The organism is Streptomyces sp. NBC_00984 (assembly GCF_045162475.1).
Classification (GTDB): Bacteria; Actinomycetota; Actinomycetes; order Streptomycetales; family Streptomycetaceae; genus Streptomyces.
On sequence record NZ_CP108735.1, the window covers coordinates 72,341 to 90,480 of the forward strand.

The 18,140-nt window shown below is 67.7% G+C and carries 16 protein-coding genes and 8 pseudogenes; 14 read left to right on the forward strand and 10 right to left on the reverse strand.

The features are described 5' to 3' along the window. Window positions 1-111 precede the first annotated feature (111 nt). On the forward strand, window positions 112-432 hold the full coding sequence (locus OG520_RS40055; protein WP_406016699.1) for a hypothetical protein: 321 nt from the start codon (window positions 112-114) through the stop codon (window positions 430-432). A gap of 387 nt (window positions 433-819) precedes the next feature. Then, window positions 820-1,646 (forward strand): annotated as a pseudogene (locus OG520_RS40060) (IS5 family transposase). Here the strand turns inward: OG520_RS40060 and OG520_RS40065 are convergent. Beyond that, the gene (locus tag OG520_RS40065; RefSeq protein ID WP_406016700.1) at window positions 1,643-2,122 is read right to left on the reverse strand and encodes a hypothetical protein; all 480 of its coding nucleotides are present in this window, start codon (window positions 2,120-2,122) and stop codon (window positions 1,643-1,645) included. The pseudogene OG520_RS40060 and the gene OG520_RS40065 sit on opposite strands and share 4 nt — an antisense overlap. Window positions 2,123-2,346: 224 nt before the next feature. Beyond that, on the reverse strand, window positions 2,347-2,598 hold the full coding sequence (locus OG520_RS40070; protein ID WP_331747773.1) for a hypothetical protein: 252 nt from the start codon (window positions 2,596-2,598) through the stop codon (window positions 2,347-2,349). A gap of 333 nt (window positions 2,599-2,931) precedes the next feature. Between OG520_RS40070 and OG520_RS40075 the strand changes: the two are divergent. Continuing rightward, window positions 2,932-3,560: pseudogene (locus OG520_RS40075) on the forward strand (histidine phosphatase family protein). Window positions 3,561-3,566: 6 nt separating this feature from the next. Here OG520_RS40075 and OG520_RS40080 read toward each other — a convergent pair. Next, window positions 3,567-4,106, reverse strand: coding sequence for a MarR family transcriptional regulator (locus OG520_RS40080; protein ID WP_331747775.1), 540 nt, complete (start codon window positions 4,104-4,106; stop codon window positions 3,567-3,569). A gap of 122 nt (window positions 4,107-4,228) precedes the next feature. On the opposite strand from OG520_RS40080, the gene OG520_RS40085 reads away from it, so the two are divergent. The 3 genes from OG520_RS40085 to OG520_RS40095 all read left to right on the forward strand — a co-directional run bounded on the left by OG520_RS40085 (window position 4,229) and on the right by OG520_RS40095 (window position 5,591). Beyond that, window positions 4,229-4,729 carry a cupin domain-containing protein gene (locus OG520_RS40085; RefSeq protein WP_331747777.1) on the forward strand — a complete coding sequence of 167 codons (501 nt, stop codon included), beginning with the start codon at window positions 4,229-4,231 and terminating at the stop codon, window positions 4,727-4,729. Beyond that, window positions 4,695-4,880, forward strand: a complete 186-nt coding sequence (locus OG520_RS40090) for a hypothetical protein (RefSeq protein WP_331747779.1) — start codon at window positions 4,695-4,697, stop codon at window positions 4,878-4,880. The genes OG520_RS40085 and OG520_RS40090 overlap by 35 nt, the downstream gene beginning before the upstream one ends. Before the next feature lie 291 nt (window positions 4,881-5,171). Next, the gene (locus tag OG520_RS40095) at window positions 5,172-5,591 is read left to right on the forward strand and encodes a RidA family protein (protein WP_331747781.1); all 420 of its coding nucleotides are present in this window, start codon (window positions 5,172-5,174) and stop codon (window positions 5,589-5,591) included. A 120-nt stretch (window positions 5,592-5,711) separates the two neighbouring features. On the opposite strand, the gene OG520_RS40100 is transcribed toward OG520_RS40095, so the two are convergent. Next, window positions 5,712-6,974 carry an IS701 family transposase gene (locus OG520_RS40100; protein WP_406016701.1) on the reverse strand — a complete coding sequence of 421 codons (1,263 nt, stop codon included), beginning with the start codon at window positions 6,972-6,974 and terminating at the stop codon, window positions 5,712-5,714. A gap of 278 nt (window positions 6,975-7,252) precedes the next feature. Between OG520_RS40100 and OG520_RS40105 the strand changes: the two genes are divergently transcribed. The 3 genes from OG520_RS40105 to OG520_RS40115 all read left to right on the forward strand — a co-directional run bounded on the left by OG520_RS40105 (window position 7,253) and on the right by OG520_RS40115 (window position 9,270). Then, window positions 7,253-7,588, forward strand: a complete 336-nt coding sequence (locus tag OG520_RS40105) for an orotate phosphoribosyltransferase (RefSeq protein ID WP_406016702.1) — start codon at window positions 7,253-7,255, stop codon at window positions 7,586-7,588. Between the two features lie 418 nt (window positions 7,589-8,006). Beyond that, window positions 8,007-8,240 (forward strand): HAD family hydrolase, encoded by a 234-nt coding sequence (locus OG520_RS40110; RefSeq protein WP_406016703.1) that lies wholly within the window; start codon window positions 8,007-8,009, stop codon window positions 8,238-8,240. A 202-nt stretch (window positions 8,241-8,442) separates the two neighbouring features. After that, window positions 8,443-9,270: a phosphotransferase gene (locus OG520_RS40115; RefSeq protein WP_331747790.1), complete on the forward strand. Its 828-nt coding sequence runs from the start codon at window positions 8,443-8,445 to the stop codon at window positions 9,268-9,270. 258 nt (window positions 9,271-9,528) lie between these two features. Here OG520_RS40115 and OG520_RS40120 read toward each other — a convergent pair whose 3' ends face one another. Beyond that, entirely contained in the window at window positions 9,529-10,044 is a 516-nt protein-coding gene (locus OG520_RS40120; RefSeq protein WP_331747791.1) for a GNAT family N-acetyltransferase, read from the reverse strand. Between the two features lie 138 nt (window positions 10,045-10,182). After that, window positions 10,183-10,569, reverse strand: a pseudogene (locus tag OG520_RS40125) (ExeA family protein); the annotation flags it as partial. A gap of 68 nt (window positions 10,570-10,637) precedes the next feature. On the opposite strand from OG520_RS40125, the pseudogene OG520_RS40130 reads away from it, so the two are divergent. Beyond that, window positions 10,638-11,370, forward strand: a pseudogene (locus OG520_RS40130) (IS6 family transposase). A gap of 296 nt (window positions 11,371-11,666) precedes the next feature. Here OG520_RS40130 and OG520_RS40135 read toward each other — a convergent pair. Next, window positions 11,667-12,020, reverse strand: a pseudogene (locus tag OG520_RS40135) (winged helix-turn-helix transcriptional regulator); the annotation flags it as partial. Window positions 12,021-12,112: 92 nt separating this feature from the next. Here OG520_RS40135 and OG520_RS40140 point away from each other — a divergent pair. Next, a complete protein-coding gene (locus OG520_RS40140) occupies window positions 12,113-12,952 on the forward strand; it encodes an NAD(P)H-binding protein (RefSeq protein WP_331747793.1) in 840 nt (279 codons plus the stop codon). A 312-nt stretch (window positions 12,953-13,264) separates the two neighbouring features. Here OG520_RS40140 and OG520_RS40145 read toward each other — a convergent pair whose 3' ends face one another. Together OG520_RS40145 and OG520_RS40150 are read right to left on the reverse strand one after the other, a co-directional pair. Further along, on the reverse strand, window positions 13,265-15,034 hold the full coding sequence (locus OG520_RS40145; protein WP_331747794.1) for a transposase: 1,770 nt from the start codon (window positions 15,032-15,034) through the stop codon (window positions 13,265-13,267). 178 nt (window positions 15,035-15,212) lie between these two features. Then, window positions 15,213-15,773 (reverse strand): annotated as a pseudogene (locus tag OG520_RS40150) (HAD family hydrolase); the annotation flags it as partial. A 72-nt stretch (window positions 15,774-15,845) separates the two neighbouring features. Here OG520_RS40150 and OG520_RS40155 point away from each other — a divergent pair. The 3 genes and pseudogenes from OG520_RS40155 (at window position 15,846) to OG520_RS40165 (ending at window position 17,333) form a co-directional block, all read left to right on the forward strand. Next, a pseudogene (locus OG520_RS40155) lies at window positions 15,846-16,565 on the forward strand (IS6 family transposase). Window positions 16,566-16,634: 69 nt separating this feature from the next. After that, window positions 16,635-16,823 (forward strand): annotated as a pseudogene (locus OG520_RS40160) (ISAzo13-like element transposase-related protein); the annotation flags it as partial. Window positions 16,824-16,982: 159 nt separating this feature from the next. Continuing rightward, entirely contained in the window at window positions 16,983-17,333 is a 351-nt protein-coding gene (locus OG520_RS40165; RefSeq protein ID WP_331749491.1) for a transposase family protein, read from the forward strand. Here the strand turns inward: OG520_RS40165 and OG520_RS40170 are convergent. Next, window positions 17,291-18,118, reverse strand: a complete 828-nt coding sequence (locus OG520_RS40170) for a methyltransferase domain-containing protein (protein WP_331747796.1) — start codon at window positions 18,116-18,118, stop codon at window positions 17,291-17,293. The genes OG520_RS40165 and OG520_RS40170 overlap by 43 nt on opposite strands. Window positions 18,119-18,140: the final 22 nt, after the last annotated feature.

Here is an 18,140-nt window from a genome sequence, read left to right on the forward strand (position 1 = left end):
TATTGAGGCTAGGTATTCTCAAACGACGTGGCTTTGAAGGAATTTGCGTTGATCGTACCGCCGGACCGGCTGCTGGAGTAACTCGGCAGAGGGTTGCTACGTTTCAGCGGTATGAGAAGCGCTTTGATTGTGGTGACAGTCGGCGTCGCCGCCGGCGTCTGCCTGATTTTTGTGGATCGCGCTTTGCTGTGGGCAGAGCGCCGTGGGTGGATCTACTACCGCAAGACGAAGGGGCGTACTTCCGCGCTGGTAGAGGGGTTCTCTCCAGCCGCGCAGGCGGTGAAGCGGGCAATGGAGCAGGAGAGGTTCCGTAAGAACGTCCGGGTCGGAGAGGGGACGCCACTTGGTGTTGACTTGGACAAGGGCGTCGTACGGGTCCGTCGCTCGGAACCCGGTCGGCAAGAATCTGCCAACTCGAATGAGATCGAGTGAGAATCCGCCTGCTTGAATGCGACAGGACACTGCACCCTCGAATCTTGGCATAGATGAGCGAGGGCGATGCCAACCAGCGTGGCCAGGTGCCAACTATCGTGGCTCGGCACAGCCACCGCCTGACCAGTCCAACTTCGATGGCAAACAATCCAACTTCGGTGCGAGAGGGCGTCTAGAGATGATTTGCGTCTTTGGGTGGCCTTTGCGCTTGCCCGTTTTCAAGCTATTCACCCTCATACGCGCGTCTTCATGGCCGCCGAGCTACCGACCTGGCCACCCGTTTACTCCGGTTCTCGTGCATGAAGTCCGTCTGGTTTGAAGATGAGGCAGAAACGCCCATCAGCAGAGGAACGGCATCCTCCGCCGCGTCCATGCCAACGCTACGGCGTGAGCCAGCGCAAGCCGTACCCCAGCGACCTGTCCGACGCCCGATGGGCCTTGATCGAGCCGACGTTGACGGCCTGGCGGAAAGCCCGGCTCGACCGCAGGCCCACCGGCCAGCCGGCCAAGGTCGGCCTCCGCGGCATATTCACATCAACCGCACCGGAATCCCCTGGAAATACCTCCCGCACGATTTCCCGAACCACGGCACCGTCTACGCCTACTACGCCGCCTGGCGCGACGAGGGAATCCTTGCCCAGCTCAACTACGACCTGACCGGCCTGGCCCGAGTGAAAGAGGGTCGCAAACCCGAACCCACCGCCTCCGTCATCGACACCCAGAGCGTGAAGACCTCCACCAACGTACCCCTGACCAGCCAGGGAACAGACGCCGCGAAGAAGATCGTAGGCAGGAAGCGAGGCATCCTCACCGACACGATCGGCCTGATCCTTGCGGTGGCCGTCACCGCCGCCAGCCTCTCCGAAAACGCCGTGGGAATACGCCTCCTCGACCAGGCCAAGAAGACCTACCCCACCATCGCCAAGAGCTGGGTCGACACCGGCTTCAAAAACGCAGTCATCGAGCACGGGGCGAACCTTGGAATCGATGTCGAAGTCGTCAACAGAAACCCAGCAGTTCGCGGATTTCACGTAGTCAAAAGGCGCTGGGTTGTCGAGCGAAGCCTGGGTTGGATCATGATGCACCGGCGCCTCGCCCGCGACTACGAGACCCTCACCGCCAGCTCCGAGGCCATGATCCACATCGCGTCGATCGACAACCTCACCAAGCGCATAACGGACGAGACCACCCCCACCTGGCGAGGAACCTACTAGGGCAGAAAGGGCAATCTGCCTAGATCAAACGCCCTCTGAAAGACCCGGCCCGCCCGGTGCATGGTCGCCAGTGAAGGCAGCGGTCCGGGCAGGGCGGAGTCGTCACCGGCTTGGGACAACTGCCGGTACAACTCGGAGACGTTCCCGTCCAGCTCTTCGAGCCGGGCCCACAGCGTGTCGTCCAGCAGGAACCCTCCACGCCGGTAGGCCGGCTCGGTCTGGCCGTTACGGGCCCTCGCGAGCCAACGCCAGGCCGTGCGTACAGACACTCCGGCCGTCTCGGCCGCGATCCTGACGTGGACCGATTCCAGCGTGCCGGCCTCGTCCAGCGCGAGAAGCCGGCGTACCACGACCTGGCGTACCAGTCCTTTGTCCTGCGAAGGAGACGCGAGCGACATGGCCTGGGCGGCAGCACGCCCCGTACCCGAACGCTCCCCCGGGCGGGGGGCCGCAGACAACGACGGTTGAGCAGTCATGCCCACCAGCACACCCGGGCGCCCCCATACCGTGCACAGGAATGAGCATCCACACGTCAGCCAGCCACCAGCTGTGCTACACGCAACACGCAGTGCATGACAGCCATTTAGTCATTCCATGACAGCCGAGATCCACGGGTACCAGGCCAGAAAAGGACAGCTCAGCACACTGTTCCCTGTATCAGGCCTGGTGACGCCCAACCCGCTGACACCACCCCACCCACTCACACCCGGTATGGGATGCGGGGTGGCAGCGGTGTTTCCGCCTCGTCCAGAACCTGCTCCAGGACGACGGGGCCCTGCCGGTGGTGGCCGGGAAAGTGATCGTGCAGGGCGAAGACCTCGGGCGGTGGGTGGCGGCGCAGCGGTTCGGGTGGGAACAGCTCCTGCCCGCACAGCAATGGCTCCTGGAGAATGTCCGGGATCGAACCCGCCGAGGAGGCGGAGCGGCCGGTGAAACGGACGCAGGACGACATGTGGGCTCTCAGCCTGGCAGCAGCACGGCAGTTCCACGCGCGTGAGGGGCATCTTCGGGTGCCCAGGAAGCACGTCGAGCAGGTGGGGACGGAAGCGGGCTTGGCGGGCAGTCAGGCAGGTGCTGACGGGGTCGTCGTGGGTCAAGCTCGGCACCTGGCTCGATAACATCCGCAAACGCGCCGGGAAGCTCGCCGACAGCGGCGGGCGGACCTCGATGCCCTTGGTATGCGCTGGTAAGGCGGCCCGAAGAACCCGCTCGATGGTTCTCCACTGTCTCTTCCGAAGTTGCGGCCTGCAATCAGGCAGGACGCTACCTACAGGGGCACGCACTCATGCGCACTCCTCACGTCGTCACCCGTCCAGAGGCGACACAACACGTCGAGAAAGCCGTCGGCGCAGCTGACGCCCGCTGGCGTCCGTGCGGCGGTCTCCATTGCCCAGGCTGTGCGGTCTCAGGTCCCCCGACGGCGCCGAGGTGGAGCTGTTCTCCTCGGATCTGCAGCGCACCCTGCGGACGGCCGAGGAAGTAGCCGAACTGTTCGGCGTGAAGCCGGTCCTGGATCGCAGGCTGCGGGAGAAATCCTACGGAGAGGCGGAAGGAAAGCCGCAGGAGTGGCTGGACCGGCGCTTCGTCCCGCCGCCGGCTGTCAGGGAGCGGATGGAACACGACGAGGGTGTCGAGGATGCAGAGACCAAGGCGGCGTGTGCGCAGCGCATCTACGAAGCCATGGACGAGATCCTGCAGAGCCTTTGCGGGCACCAGATCATCGGAACGCACGGCGGCTCCCTGACGTGCGTCGTGGCGTCCTGGATCAGGATGCCGATCGAATCGGCCAGCTATGCCAGTTTCCGGGCTCTCTCCGGCAGCATCACCACACTGCGCGAGGACGACGTCTTCCACAACCGCCAAGTCGTCAGCCTCGGTGACAGCTGCCATCTCGACTCCGCCAAGGCCGGATGACCTCAATTACTCGATCGCCCGGAGCAGGGCGCGAAGGGCGTGGTCGAGAGTTTCGCGTTCGTCGGGGGTGAGGCCGGAGAGGAGGCGGGATTCGTTGGCGGCGTGGTCGGTGACTGCGGCGTCGACGACCTTGTGTCCTCGGCCGGTGAGCGCGACATGCAGGCTGCGGCGGTCGGTGGGATCGAGACGGCGTTCCACCAGGCCGTCTGCCTCCAGGCGGTCCAGGCGGTTGGTCATGCCGGCACGGGAAAGCATCAGCGTCTTCGCGAGGGCGGACGGGATCAGGGTGTAGGGGGGCCCGGATCGGCGCAGTGCGGCCAGGACGTCGAACTCGCCGCGGCGCAGGCCATGTTGGGCGAAGACTTCTTCGAGTGCGGGGGTGAGGATGAGCGAGAGCTGACCCAGCCGTCCGAAGACTCCCATCGCCGACAGGTCCAGATCCGGCCGTTCCTTGTGCCACTGGTCGAGGATCTGGTCGACCGCGTCCCTGGGCTTCCGGCGTTCCTCGACAGTCGCGCCCTGTTTGGTCACGTCTTCCTTGGTCACGTCCCCATCTTATTCGACGGCTCATAGTTAGATGTCGTACTATTCGACATGGAATCACTTCTGCCGATCTCGATCCCGGCTCGCGGCCGGGGTCGGATGCGGCTCCGATGAATGGAGGGCATATGTCCTTGATCACTCCCGATGCCCAAGGCGGAATTCTGGTCCGGGATGCCGAGGCCGAGATGCTGGGCAGCGCTGACAGCGCCGTACGGCTCTTCGCCGACGCCAGCACCACCGGCGGGGCCCTGAGCGCCCAACGGGTGACCCTCACCGCGGGTACCGACGGAGCCTCACCTCACCACCACACCGGATCCGCCGAGCTCTTCTTCGTGCTCGGCGGTCGGCTCCAGGCGCTGACCGGGGACAGTGTGATCACCGCGGACGAGGGAGACTTCCTCCTCGTGCCACCAGGACTGCCGCACGCTTTCGCTGCCGAACCCGATGCGGGCGCCGACGTGCTGATCGTCATCACCCCCGGCGTCGAGCGCTTCGACTACTTCCGGCTGCTGGACCATGTCCGCAAGGGCACGGCCGATCCGCAGGAAGTCCTGGATTCGCAAGAGCGCTTCGACAACTTCTTCGTGGAAAGTGCCGCGTGGCGGCGGGCCCGTCAGCGATACTGATCGCCCCCGCCACCCCCACCCCGACGGCCACGAGGCCGACCTCGCCGACGCCCTCGACCAGCTCATGCGCCACGCCCGCACCGGACACGCCACCCCCACCGCACAGCACCTGATCACCCGCACACCGGCCAAGCCGTTGTCCGGCACGTAATGCACCCAGCTGCGGTCTGTCAGCTCCGCCAGCCGCACGGCGGCGCTTCCGCGGCCCGTCGGCGGCCGGGTCAGGTCACCGGTGGCAGGACCATACGAACTCCTCGACGCCCGGCTCGAGGATCGGGCCGGACACGCGGTCGCCGTCCTCGACGCGACGCTGCACATGTGACACAGCCGACTCTGCGGCCGGTCCCCCTTTCCGGCCGGCCGTGCGCGCACCGGCCTACGATCCGCCGAACGCCGTGGAATCGATCGTCCAGACCCAATCTTCAGTGAGGAATCGTCACACATGAGCGACAGCCGCACCATCACCAACTCTGCCGGGCTGCACGACCCCACCCCGTTCGGTTACAGCCATGCCGCTTCCGCACCCGGCAATCTGGTGTTCATCGGTGGGCAGTACGCCTCCGACGACACCGGCCAGGTCGTGCCCGGTGACTTTGCCGCCCAGGTTGAGCGATCCTTCGGCAACCTGCGCACCGCGCTCGTCGGCGTCGGTCTTGGCTTCGAACATGTCGTACGGCTCGGCACGTACATCGTCGACCATGACCTGGAGAAGCTGGAGATCCTCGGCAAGGCGCTGCACGACGCCTGGGCCGACCGGCTGCCCGCCCAGACACTCAGCGGGGTCGCCTCGCTCGCGCTGCCCGGGATGCTCTTCGAGATCGACGCGGTCGCGGTCCGTCCGGCCGAGGGATCCGAAAGCTAGTAGGGCTTTGTTAGGTGCGGTGGTGTGGTTCGGGTGTTGGTGCGGGTTGGCCGCATATGGAGCAGGCGCAGGTCCAGGTGGCCAGGAGGGCTTGGAGTTCGCGGAGGACCGCGTAGAGGGTCAGGCCGGCGCAGGGGCTTTTGGGTCGAGTCTGAGCAGGGTGCAGAAGGCTTGGGCGAGGGAGGCGAGGGTGGTGTGGCGGTGCCAGCCGGGAAAGTTGCGGCCCTCGAAGTGGTCCAGGCCGAGGCCGTCCTTGAGTTCGCGGTAGTCGTGCTCGATGCGCCAGCGGATCTTGCAGATGCGGGCCAGCTCGCACAGTGGGGTGTCGGTGGGCAGGGTGGACAGCCAGTAGTCGGTGGGTTCGGCGGCATTGGGCGGCCACTCGGCCAGTAGCCAGCACTCGGGCAGGGAGCCGTCGACGGCGCGGCGGATCGTGCGGTTGGCCGGGCGGACGCGCAGTGCGAGGAATCGTGAGCGCATCTCGGCGCGGGGATTGTTCCTGGTGGTCTTGCTGCCCTGGCGCCAGGTGATGGTCCGTAGCGCGGATCGTCCTGCGTCCAGGGCGAGTTGGCGCAAGGTGGTGTGCGGATCGGGGTAGGCGGGGCCGGGTGGGCGGCCCTGGCCGCTGTAGGGCGGGTGCTGGGGGACGGCGTCGCCCGGGTATGCGCTGGTACTGCCCTTGACGGCGACCGCGTAGGCCAGGCCGCGCTCGGTCAGGCCCTCGCGAAAGCCCGTCGCGTCCCCGTACCCGGCGTCGGCGACCACCGGCAGATCTGGCAGCCCCCACGTCCCACGCACCTCATCCAGCATGTCCAGGGCCAGACGCCACTTCTCCCGGTGCCGCTCGCCCTCAGGGATGCCGGCCTTCGCCCGGCGGCGGCGGATTGCCTCGGCCAGCAGCACATCGTCGGTGTTCTTGGCGTCGTCCCAGCTCTCGGGCAGGAACAGGCGCCAGTCGACGGCCGAGGACGCGCGGTCGGACACCAGGTTCACACTGACGCCGATCTGGCAGTTGCCGCGCTTGCCCAGCGCGCCGCAGTACATCCGCGCCACCCCCGGCGAGTCATAGCCGTCCTTGGGGAAGCCCACGTCATCGATGGCGTACACCTCTGGGGAGATGTGCGTGGCAGCCCAACGGGCCAAGCGTTCACGGACCTTGGAATAGTCCCAGGTGGAGGAGGAGACGAACTGCTGGAGCTGCTGGTGGTCCACGCCCAGCCGCTCGGCCATCGGCTGCATCGACTTGCGCTTGCCGTCCAGCATCAGCCCACGCAGGTACAGCTCGCCCTTGGCCCGCTGGTCCCGCCGCGCCAGCGAACCGAGCATCTCCGCCGCGAACGCCTCCAAGCACGGGCGAACCGACTTCATCTCCTCAGGTGTCACACCTGACAGAAAATCACAACCTGCCTAACGGTGATCAATCGGGGTACCTAACAAAGCCCTACTAGGCGCCCTCACCACGGGGAGCGTGCGATGACGACCTCGACATCCCCGTCCTCGCGGACCGCATCGCCGCAACATTCCGCCCCGGCCCCTACCAACTCCCCGACGGGCACACCCTGGACCGCTACTTCGACCCGTACCTGCTGGCCTGCGACCCCGTCCTGCTCGCAGCGACGGCGGCCGCGCTCGCGGACCTGCTGCCGCCGGACACTGAGCTGGTGGCAGGCCCCGCGCTCGCGGCGGTGCCGCTCGTGACAGCGGTGTCCCTGCACACCGGCCTGCCCGCCGCCTACATACGGGCCGCGCCGAAGAAGCACGGCACGTGGCAGCAGATCGAGGGCGCCGCCCTGGACAGCCGCCGCATCGTCCTGATCGACGACACGGCCCGCAGCGGGGCAAGCCTCCTGCGCGGCGCCCGGCTGCTGCGGATCGCGGGCGCCCAGGTCACCACCGCCGTGTGTGTCCTTGACCGCGACGCCGGGGTCGCCTCCCTGCTCGCCAACCACCGGATGACCCTGTCCGCGCTGCTCACCGACCCGGAAACCGCCCCGTGACCCGGCGGGCCGTGCTCTTCGACCTCGACGGCGTTCTCCTCGACAGCGCCCAGACCGTGCGGAACACCCTTGCCGCGGTCGCGACCTGCGCGACCGGGCGCCGCATCACCCCCGCGGACCTCCCGCCCGGCGCGCTACGCCGCCCCCGCGTCGAGGTCCTGGGCTTTCTCGGCGTCACCGACCCGGACGACGCCTGCGTCCGCTGGTGGGACGGCGCGCTCGCCGCCACCCCACCCGCCGCCATGTTTCCCGGCGTACTCACCGGACTGCTGTCCCTGCGGGCCGAAGACGTCGCGATTGCAGCCGTTACCCTCCAGTACCGCCACCGCCTGCCGTGGGTGGTTCCGCCCGCCCTCGCCGACCTGCTCGACGCCTTGATCACCCCGCAGGACGCACCCCCAAACCGGACTGCGACAGTGTGCACGCCGCCCTCCGCCGGGTCTGTGTGCGGCCCGAGCAGGCGGTGCTCGTCGGGGAAAGCCCCGGCGACATGCGGGCCGCCCGTGCCGCCGGGGTCCTCGCGCTGGCCGCCACCTGGGGCTGGCACCCGCCCACCGCACTCCGCGCAGCCGGAGCCCACCACCTCCTGCCCGACCCCACCCGCATCGGCCCTTCCCTCCTGCACCACCTGCCCCCAATCCCCACGACCTGACCCACCGCCCCGCATACAGTGGAAGGGCGCCCCATATCGGGCGCCCTTCCTGCACTTCTCCACCGAGGGATTCAAGGCATGCGCGTGATGCGGCGACAGGCGCCAAGCGCCGGTCGGGACCACTGAGGCACCGCCTCATCGGGTCCGGGCCGGCGCTCACCCCCGCGCCCTGCCCGCCACGCACCCTCTGTGAGCTGCCACCGTGTCTGTGATTCCCCCTGTCGGCCGTCTGCGATGGACCGACGTCCCCGCTTCTCTGCGGGCCCTCCTCGAAACCTCCCTCGGCAGCCCCGTCGCGGACGCCGTCACCCCGGCGGGAGGCTTCGGACACCAGCTCGCCGCGGCCCTGACGCTCGCCGACGGGCGCCGCTTCTTCGTCAAGGCCGCCCCCACCGACGACCCCCTCACCGCCGCCAACCTCCACGAAGGCGCCGTCCTTCACTCTCTGCCCCCCGGCGCCCCGGCCCCCGACCGGGTGGGCATCCACCACGCGGCTGGCTGGACCGCCGTCGTCATCGCCCACCTCGACGGCCCGCACCCCGACCTGTCTCCCGCCTCGTCCGACCCCGACCAGATCTGGGCCCTCCTGGACAAGCTCACCTCCAGCCCCGCACCGCCCCTGTACACCGCGGCGGCGGCCGCCACACCGTCCGGCGCGGCCGGCCTCCAAGGATGGGACCAGCTACTCGCGGATCCGCCCGGCGACCTGGAGCCCGAAGTACGAAACCGGCTGCATGAACTCGCCGAACTCGAAGCCGCCTGGCCCGGCCTCGCTCACGGCGACCGAATCGTCCACGGCGACCTGCGCGCCGACAACATGGTCCGCGACCACGACCGCGGCGTGACCTTCGTGAAACGATCCGGCAGAGACGTTCCTCAACCCGGGGGCGCGCGGCACGTGCTTCGCGCTTTCGTTCCGTCATCGCCCTGTTGCGGCCGCCAAAGCCCCGGCGGAAGCCGGCTGACAGCCGTACCGGAAAAGGGGCGGGCACGATTTCCGGGACAACCATGTCCGGATGTTCTGACCTGACGGACGGGTTGGCCCTGCGGAACCTGCGAAGTGACCGCAGGGCCAGCCCATGAGCACCGTCCTGTCAGGGCACCCTGTTGAGCGACACCGAAAATGCCGACGGGTGCGGCACTGAGGATGTCGACGAACGAGGACGAAATGCCCCGCTGGGAGTGGTCCCAACGAGGCGGTTGTCGGTGAGGTGTCGTTTTGGTCGGCAAGGTGTCGGGGCGGTTCATGTGGGCTTTGCGCGTCACCTGGCAGCCAGGTGACTGGACATCACCTTCGTGTGAGGGCAGTGCTGGCGTTGATGGCCCAGTGGTTGGCTTGTAGAACTCGGTCTGCGAATGTCACATTGCGTTCGTCGATGAACTGGAAGCCGAGAGATCGACAGATGCCGTTCGAAGGGCCATTGCTCGTTGCCGGAAATGCGTGCACGAGCCCCCAGCGGCCCTCGTCCCGTGCTTGTTCGAGCAAGGTGCGGACCGCGAGTTTGGCCAGTCCGCGTCCCTGGAATTCCGGCAGGACCATCCATCCGATCTCCGACATGGGCCCGTCCTCGGTGTCGTGAGACCATATGGTCACCGTTCCTGCCACGACTTCAGGTGCGGCAGGGTCAGGGATGATCATCTTGGTCCAGTCGCGATCTGCCGCTGCCTTGTCGACGTCGCGTCGGACTTTGTCCTCCATACCTTCGCGTGGCAGTGGTCCGCCGAGGTCGGCCATCATGGCGGGATCGCACCGCATTCTGACGTATGCATCGACGTCATCAAGCTGAACGTTGCGCAACTGCATTGGCTTCTCCTTGCTCCCTGGACTGCTCAAATGATCCGACATGACGACCATCGGCGGTCTCGTGTCTCCTTTGCGCGGTCTGAAGCGGCCCTTCGGCGACTCGGCAGCCAATCCGCCTGGTGAACCCGCGCCCTTGCTTCAGTCGAGGATTTCGGTGACGGCGGACTGGGCGGCTTTGTCGTCGACGATGGACTTGCCGGTGGCGAATGTGGCGACCAGGGCTTGCAGGCAGAGGTTGTTGACCGCGCGGGGAAAGCCGCGGGCGGTGGTGTGGACGAGCGTGATGGCGTCCTCGGTGAACAGCTGGTCGGCCCGGCCGGCGAGTCCGAGGTGGTGCTTGATGTAGCTGGCGGTCTCGGTCGCGGTCATGCCGGGCATCGTGTAGCGAAGGGCTGTCCGCTGTTCGAGGGCCGCGAGGACTGCGAGTTTCATCGTCCGTCGCAGGGTGGGCTGGCCGACGAGCAGGCAGGACAGCGGCGAGTCCTGGTCCATCGCGGTGTTGGTGAACATACGGATGGCTTCGAGCGGCACTGTCACGTCGACTGACCGGCCTGGGATGATCTTCTGGTTGGTCGTGCTGGGAGGGGTCGTCCGTGGACAGCGCGCCGCCGTCGTACAAGGGGCACCGGTACCCGGTGGAGATCATCGCGCACTGCGTGTGGCTGTACTTCCGTTTCCCGCTGTCGTTCCGCGAGGTCGAGGAGCTGATGCTCGAGCGCGGTGTGCTCGTCTCCCACGAGACGGTCCGCCGCTGGTGTACGAAGTTCGGGCAGGCCTACGCCAACGGCCTGCGCCGCCGGCGTGTGCAGCCGGCGTGTGCAGCCGGGCGACAAGTGACACCTGGACGGGGTCTTCCTCAGGATCAACGGTGAGCTGAAGTACCTGTGGCGGGCCGTCGACGCCGATGGCAACGTGCTCGACATTTTGGTCCAGAACCGGCGGGACACCGCTGCGGCCAGGCGGTTCTTCCGCAAACTGCTCAAGAAGACCTGCTCGGTGCCGAGAGTGATCGTCACCGACAAGCTCCGCTCCTACGGCGCGGCCCACCGCGAGGTCATGCCCTCCGTAGAACACCGCGCCCACAAGGGCCTGAACAACCGGGCCGAGAACAGTCATCAGCCGACGAGGCAGCGCGAACGCGCGATGAAGGGCTTCCGCAGTACCGGCGGGGCCCAGCGGTTCCTGTCCGCGTTCAGCGGCATCTCACCGCACTTCCGACCACGCCGCCACCTGATGACCGCCACCGAACACCGCACCGAGATGACCACCCGCTTCGCCATCTGGGACGAGATCACCGGCGCCACCGCCCAGCCCATCGCAGCGTAAGCCAGGCCCCCACCCGACCCCTACACACCCTGACGCGCCCTCAATCGATCAACACCGCACCAACGTGACAACGCCAGTGGGTGAGGTGGTGCAGTACGACGATCTTACTGGAGGGGGCTTGTGGTGGGGATGAGGAGCCGTTTCGTGTGGTGGCGGACGAGGTCGGCGAAGAACCTTTCTTGCTGTCACGGTCAGTGTTCGTCGTCGAGATGACGAAGCTGTTGAGGGCCTGGGGTGGTCAGCTGCTTCGCTTGACCTGTTGCGCTCAGCCGCTCCGTGGCGGACGCCCCGCCGGCTGCGAGCCGCTGTGTGATCCGGTCGAACAAGTCCGTCAGTGGCGCACCGACGTCCTGGCCGAACTCAGTCAGCCCGTAGGTGACTTGGGGTGGCGTCGTCGGCTCGACCTTCCGCCAGACCAGGTCGTCCTGGACCAGTGCGCGCAGTGTCTGAGCGAGCATCTTCTCGCTGATGCCCTGGATGCTGTCGCGCAGCTCGTAAAACCGAAGGTCGGTGCTCCGCAAGGAGATCAGCACCCAGATACCCCACCTGCTGGTCACGTGGTCGACCACGTCGCGCGCAGGGCAGTCGGTGTGAAACACCTCATACCGATTGCCTGCCTCGACCTGCGTCAGCTGCGCACCTTCCCTCATGTCCGGAGCTTACCTCTGGGTATGCCCTTACGAAAAGTAAGCCCGCCTCCTAGCGTCAATTGCCGGAGTGCACAACGGACTAGGAGCTGAACATGATCGTGGTGACCGGAGCTACCGGGAATGTGGGCCGGCCTTTGACGCAGGCCCTGGCCAACGCGGGCGAGCAGGTGACGGCGGTGTCACGGCACGCGGCGGCAATGCCGGACAGGGTCCGGCACGTGCCGGCTGACTTGGCCGAGCCGCAGGGCCTCACCCCCGCTTTGGACGGGGCGAAGGCGCTGTTCCTCCTGCTGTCCGGCGACCTGCACGCCCCCGAAGCCAGGCCGACCGACATTATCGACCTGGCCGCTGCCAGCGGGGTCCGCCGAGTCGTCCTGCTGTCTTCGCAGGGCGTGGCGACCAGGCCGCTCGGCACGTCGCGGATCGCGATGCGCGCGGTGGAGGACGCGTTGAGAGAGTCCGGCCTGGACTGGGCCGTCCTACGACCGGGCGGCTTCGCCTCCAACGCCTTGGCGTGGGCGGATTCCGTCCGCACGCAAGGGACGGTCGCCGCACCCTTCGGCGATGTCGGGGTTCCGATCGTCGACCCGGCGGACATCGCCGAGGTCGCGGCGGCCTGGCTGCTGGACGACCAGCACACCGGCGGAATCTTCGAGCTGACCGGGCCCGAGGTGATCACGCCCCGTCAGCAGGCGGAGGCCATCGCCGCCGCGCTCGGCTCGCCGGTGCGGTTCCACGCACTCACTCGTGAGGAGGCCAAGGCCGCGATGACCCGGTTCGTGCCGCCAGAGCTCGCCGACGACACCTTGGACATCATCTCCGCCCCGAACCCCGCCGAACTGCGGATCAGCTCGGACGTGGAACGAGTCCTCGGTCGCGCTCCGCGCCGTTTCAACGACTGGGTCGCCCGTAACATCGCCGCTTTTCACTGAGGCACAACTCAGCTGAAGCGCCCGGGCAGTCCCGTGCGACTACGGCCGCACGGGACTGCCCCATAGCGTCACCGCCCACCGCCCACCGTCACCAATCCGGTCCGGCCCCTGCCGCCGCTCCGACAGACTGGCAACAGGCCGTCTCACGGGCGCGCCCCCTGGAACCTCTTCGACAGGGGGCACACAGCCATACCGGACCCGGGGGCCAGGCACCCATTGCGGGGCCACGAAAACGGTAACGGGGAATGCGCTGCGGAAGTTCCGGTTCAGGGGTTTTGCGCGGTCCAGTGACTCTGCTGCGCAATTCCTGGGTCAGGCTGTGAGTCGGTAGGCGAGGCGTTCGAGCCGGCTGCTGCGGGTGTGATGCTGGTCGTGTCCGGTCCAGTGGGCGTCGAGTCTGATCACGTTGAGTGCGGTGGCGGAGAAGGCGTGTTGGAGGCGGACTTTCGGTAGCCCGCGGTAGCGGGCCCGGCGTATGCCGGTGATGTCGAGGGCTTGATTGATAGTGCCTTCCACACCCGCTCGCAGGGCGTACTTGGCCTTCCACGTCTCGGTCTTCTGCTCGGCGCGGGCCTGGGTGAGGGCTTCTTCTGGCTCTCTGGGGCGCAGGGTGAGCATGCGGCGGCCTTTCGCGGAGCTGGTGCATTGGTCGCGGAAGGGGCAGGGGCGGCAGGTGCGGACGCCGAAGGTGATGACGATCGCGTCCGTTCCGTGCTGTTTCACGGGGTTCCAGTGCGCGCTGGTCTTGCCGGCGGGGCAGCGGACCTGGCGGGCCCTCCAGTCGATGATGAAGGCGCTCTTGTCGAAGCCGGCGTGGGCCTTGGCCTGGGCGGAATGATCCAGCAGAACCGGGGTGACCATACGGGTGCCCTGTTTCAGCGCGGCGGCGATGAGGTCGGCGGATGGATAGCCGGAGTCGAGGTAGTGCTCGGCGGGCCTGATGCCGTGCTCGGCCAGGCGCTGTTGGACCGGGGCGGTCGCTTTCACATCGGGCACGGTGGCATCGGTGGTGCACACGTCCGTGATCAGATTCGGTGCCGCCCGGACACCGGCTTCGGCTTCGGCTTCGGCTTCGGCTTCGGCTTCGGCTTCGGCTTCGGCTTCGGCTTCGGCTTCGGCTTCGGCTTCGGTGGGAGTGTCGCAGGTCTCGGTGAGATGGACCTTGTAGCCCATCCAGAACAGGCCCTCGCCCTTGGCCGCCCAGCGTGCGTCCGCGTCGTAGGGGGAGGCGAGGCGGCGATGACCGGGCGGGACACCCTCGTCGTCGGCGGCCCGCTTCTTGATCACCTCCCGTCCCCTGGTGTCGGTGCTCAGGTAGTACGTCTGGACGAGGATCTGCCGCAGGATCTGTACGGACTCGATCTCACGGATCCATGGGGGTGTGCCGGGTGACCAGGCCGCCCGGCACAACGCCAGCGCGTCCTGGCCGAAGACCTGCGCGAGCCGGTCGCGTTTCGTCTGCGAGGCGGGCATGCGCCAGCCGTCCACCCGCGGCCCGTACCGGTGAGCGAACTCGGCGACATCGACCTGCCCGGCCAGCCACGACGGCGCCGCGACAGCCAGGGCCTCCAGCGCCGCCCGCACACTCTCCCCGGCCAGCTCGAGGCGGTTCAAGTCCCGCACCGCACTGATCACATGGGTGGAATCGGTCCGCTGCCTGCCCCCGGCCGCGACCAGCCCCTCCTCCACGCAGTACTCAAGGAGACGGTCGAAGACCACCCGTTCCATGCCGTTGTCGGACAGGCGGGAACGGAACCGGCTCAGCACACTGGCATCGAAGCCGGTGTCCGTCAGCTCCGCCCCGAGCGCGTACTTCCAGTCGATCGCCCGCACCGCCATCGCCGCGGCCTGCCGATCGGTCAGATCCTCGGCGAACTGCAACACCGTGACCAGGCACAACACCCCCGGAGACAAACCCGGAGCCCCACGCACCCCGAACGCCGACGCGAACGGCTCGTCCGCGAAAACCTCCGCGAGCCGGTCTCGCACCCGTATCGCCAGGCTCCCCTGCGGGAACGCCGCCCGCGCCACCATCACGGTCTGCTCCGGGACTTCCGGCAGCCCCTCCGGCCGCATCGACATCCACACCACCCCCACGGCCGCACGACAGGACAACGACCGTACAGACGATCATCCCGTGCCCACCTTCACCCCCGCACGGAATTGCGCAGCAGAGTCTCCAGTCTTCGTGCCGGATGTCGATCACGGGCATGGTGGCGGCGAGGGCTGCGGTGACGCCTTCGGCGGTGTTCTCGAATGCGAGGCATCGGCGGGGTGCCTGTCTCAGCTGGGCGGCGGCGAGGAAATATGCTTCGGGGTGGGGCTTGAGGTGGGTGACGTGTTCGCGGGCGACGAGGACGGGGAAGAGGCCGGCGAGCCCGGCCGCATCGAGTCCTGCCCGAACGACCTGGCCGTCGTTGGCCGAGGCCACGGCCGTGGGCACTGCCGCCGCCAGGTGGCGTGCGAGGGCGGTTACGCGTGGGACCGGTTTGACCAGGACGGTGCGGGCGAGCCAGTGGGCGCGGGCGCGGAGCACGAATTCGGCGTCCGTGCAGGGCAGGGACAGGCCGTGGTCGGTGTGCAGCTGGTGGCGTAGTGCGGTGAGGTCGGCCAGGGGGGCGTGGCGGAGCCACGGTTCGGGGACGGTGAGGCCGAGGTCGGCGAGAGTGGCTCGGGCGGCGTCGGTGTTGATGGTGCTGGTGTCGACCAGGGTGCCGTCGAAGTCGAAGACACAGGCGCCCGGTCGGACGGTGGCGAGGAGGCCACGGGCGTACGCCGCGGCATCGGACGGGGTGTCCGTGAGGGCCTGGGGCTGGGTCATGGGGTGGCACTGTCACGTTGACTGACCGGCCTGGGATGATCTTCTGGTTGGTCGTGCTGGGAGGGGTCGTCCGTGGACAGCGCGCCGCCGTCGTACAAGGGGCACCGGTACCCGGTGGAGATCATCGCGCACTGCGTGTGGCTGTACTTCCGTTTCCCGCTGTCGTTCCGCGAGGTCGAGGAGCTGATGCTCGAGCGCGGTGTGCTCGTCTCCCACGAGACGGTCCGCCGCTGGTGTACGAAGTTCGGGCAGGCCTACGCCAACGGCCTGCGCCGCCGGCGTGTGCAGCCGGGCGACAAGTGACACCTGGACGGGGTCTTCCTCAGGATCAACGGTGAGCTGAAGTACCTGTGGCGGGCCGTCGACGCCGATGGCAACGTGCTCGACATTTTGGTCCAGAACCGGCGGGACACCGCTGCGGCCAGGCGGTTCTTCCGCAAACTGCTCAAGAAGACCTGCTCGGTGCCGAGAGTGATCGTCACCGACAAGCTCCGCTCCTACGGCGCGGCCCACCGCGAGGTCATGCCCTCCGTAGAACACCGCGCCCACAAGGGCCTGAACAACCGGGCCGAGAACAGTCATCAGCCGACGAGGCAGCGCGAACGCGCGATGAAGGGCTTCCGCAGTACCGGCGGGGCCCAGCGGTTCCTGTCCGCGTTCAGCGGCATCTCACCGCACTTCCGACCACGCCGCCACCTGATGACCGCCACCGAACACCGCACCGAGATGACCACCCGCTTCGCCATCTGGGACGAGATCACCGGCGCCACCGCCCAGCCCATCGCAGCGTAAGCCAGGCCCCCACCCGACCCCTACACACCCTGACGCGCCCTCAATCGATCAACACCGCACCAACGTGACAACGCCCGCGGCAGGCCCCTGACCAGCCATGAAGTCATCGTGCAGTCCATCGCGGCAACCACCACCCGCACCGGGCTGAGGGTTCGCGCCGAACTCGACACCGGCGCCTACCCCACCGGCGTGAAAGTCGACGACGCCCAGCTCGACGCGCTGACGATGACCCGCCACCGCTTCCACGGCGACTGGAACTACACCCTCCACGCACGCCATGCCCAGCGCGCACCCACAGCCACCAGCACTCCACACGGCGCGGAACCACGGCGGTGGGACGCCCGGCAACGCACCCGCCTCACCGACCCGGAACTCACCGGTATCACCCCCTCACAACTGGACTCCCTGATCCGCGAGTTGGCAGCCCTCCAGAGCGCCCGGCGGGAGGGACAGCGCCACCACCGACGCGGTCGCGAACGACAGCGGGCCCCCGGCGCCGGCCCCCGGCAAGCCTTCACCGACCCCGACCGGATCCTGGCCACAATCCTCTACCAGCGCGGCTCCTTCACCCACGCCCTCCTCGGCAAACTCTTCGGGACCAGCTCACAGACCATCACCCGCACGATCCAGGAGACCCAACCCCTCCTGGACCAGCACGGATGCACCGTCCCCCGTTCCACCGCACGATTCACCACCCCCGCAGACGTGGCCGCCTACCTCGACACCTACAGCACCGAACCCCCGGACAAGACCAAACCCGCATGTTGATTTTCTGCGAGCCCATACCGTGGTGCGGTCGCTGCGGCCATGAACATCGGCAGCGCCAGGAAGAGCCGGTCGGCCTCGGCCCGCGCACGCTGTTCAGCGATCCAGCTGTCCGTCTGCTCGTGCGTGATGGCGCCGGTGGATCGGGCTCCTTCGGCCAGTCCAGCGAGCAAGGGCAGCATCGTCGGTCCGGTGAACACGCCGGTGTGCACCTCGACCGTGACATCGTCGAAGCCGGTATTCAGCAGCAGGCTGCGGTACTGGCGGGCGGCACGCGGGCCAGCGGTCAGGTCTGCACGGGCGTGGACGATAGTGCGGGTGAGGGCCGGATCGGCGGAGTCGATGATGATCGTGTCCCAGTCCTGGCCGAGCAGCACGATCCGCCCTCCGGGCCTGAGAACCCTGCGGGCCTCTGTCGACGCCCGCTCGGGTTCGGCCAGTTCGTGAAACACCTTGTCGGCGCGGTAGCCGTCCACCGAGGCGTCCGCCAGCGGTAGTTCGTACGCCTCCGCGATCCGGAAGTCCGCCTCGGGCCAGCGGCCGCGGGCGACGGCGATCATGCGCTCGCTCGGGTCTACGCCTACGGCCTTCACACCCCGTTCGGTCAGCTCCGCAACGGCCCGTCCGGCGCCGCAGCCCACGTCCACGGCGGATATTCCGGGTTCGGCGCCGAGCAAGGCGTAGGACAGGGTCCGCAGTTCGTTGGCGCCCGGCATCCGGTCGGCCGAATCGAGCAGCGCGATGAGGTCGTCCGGCAACTGGCTTTTTTGATCCGTTTCCTTGGTCATGAGTGCCAGGCTGCGACTTACT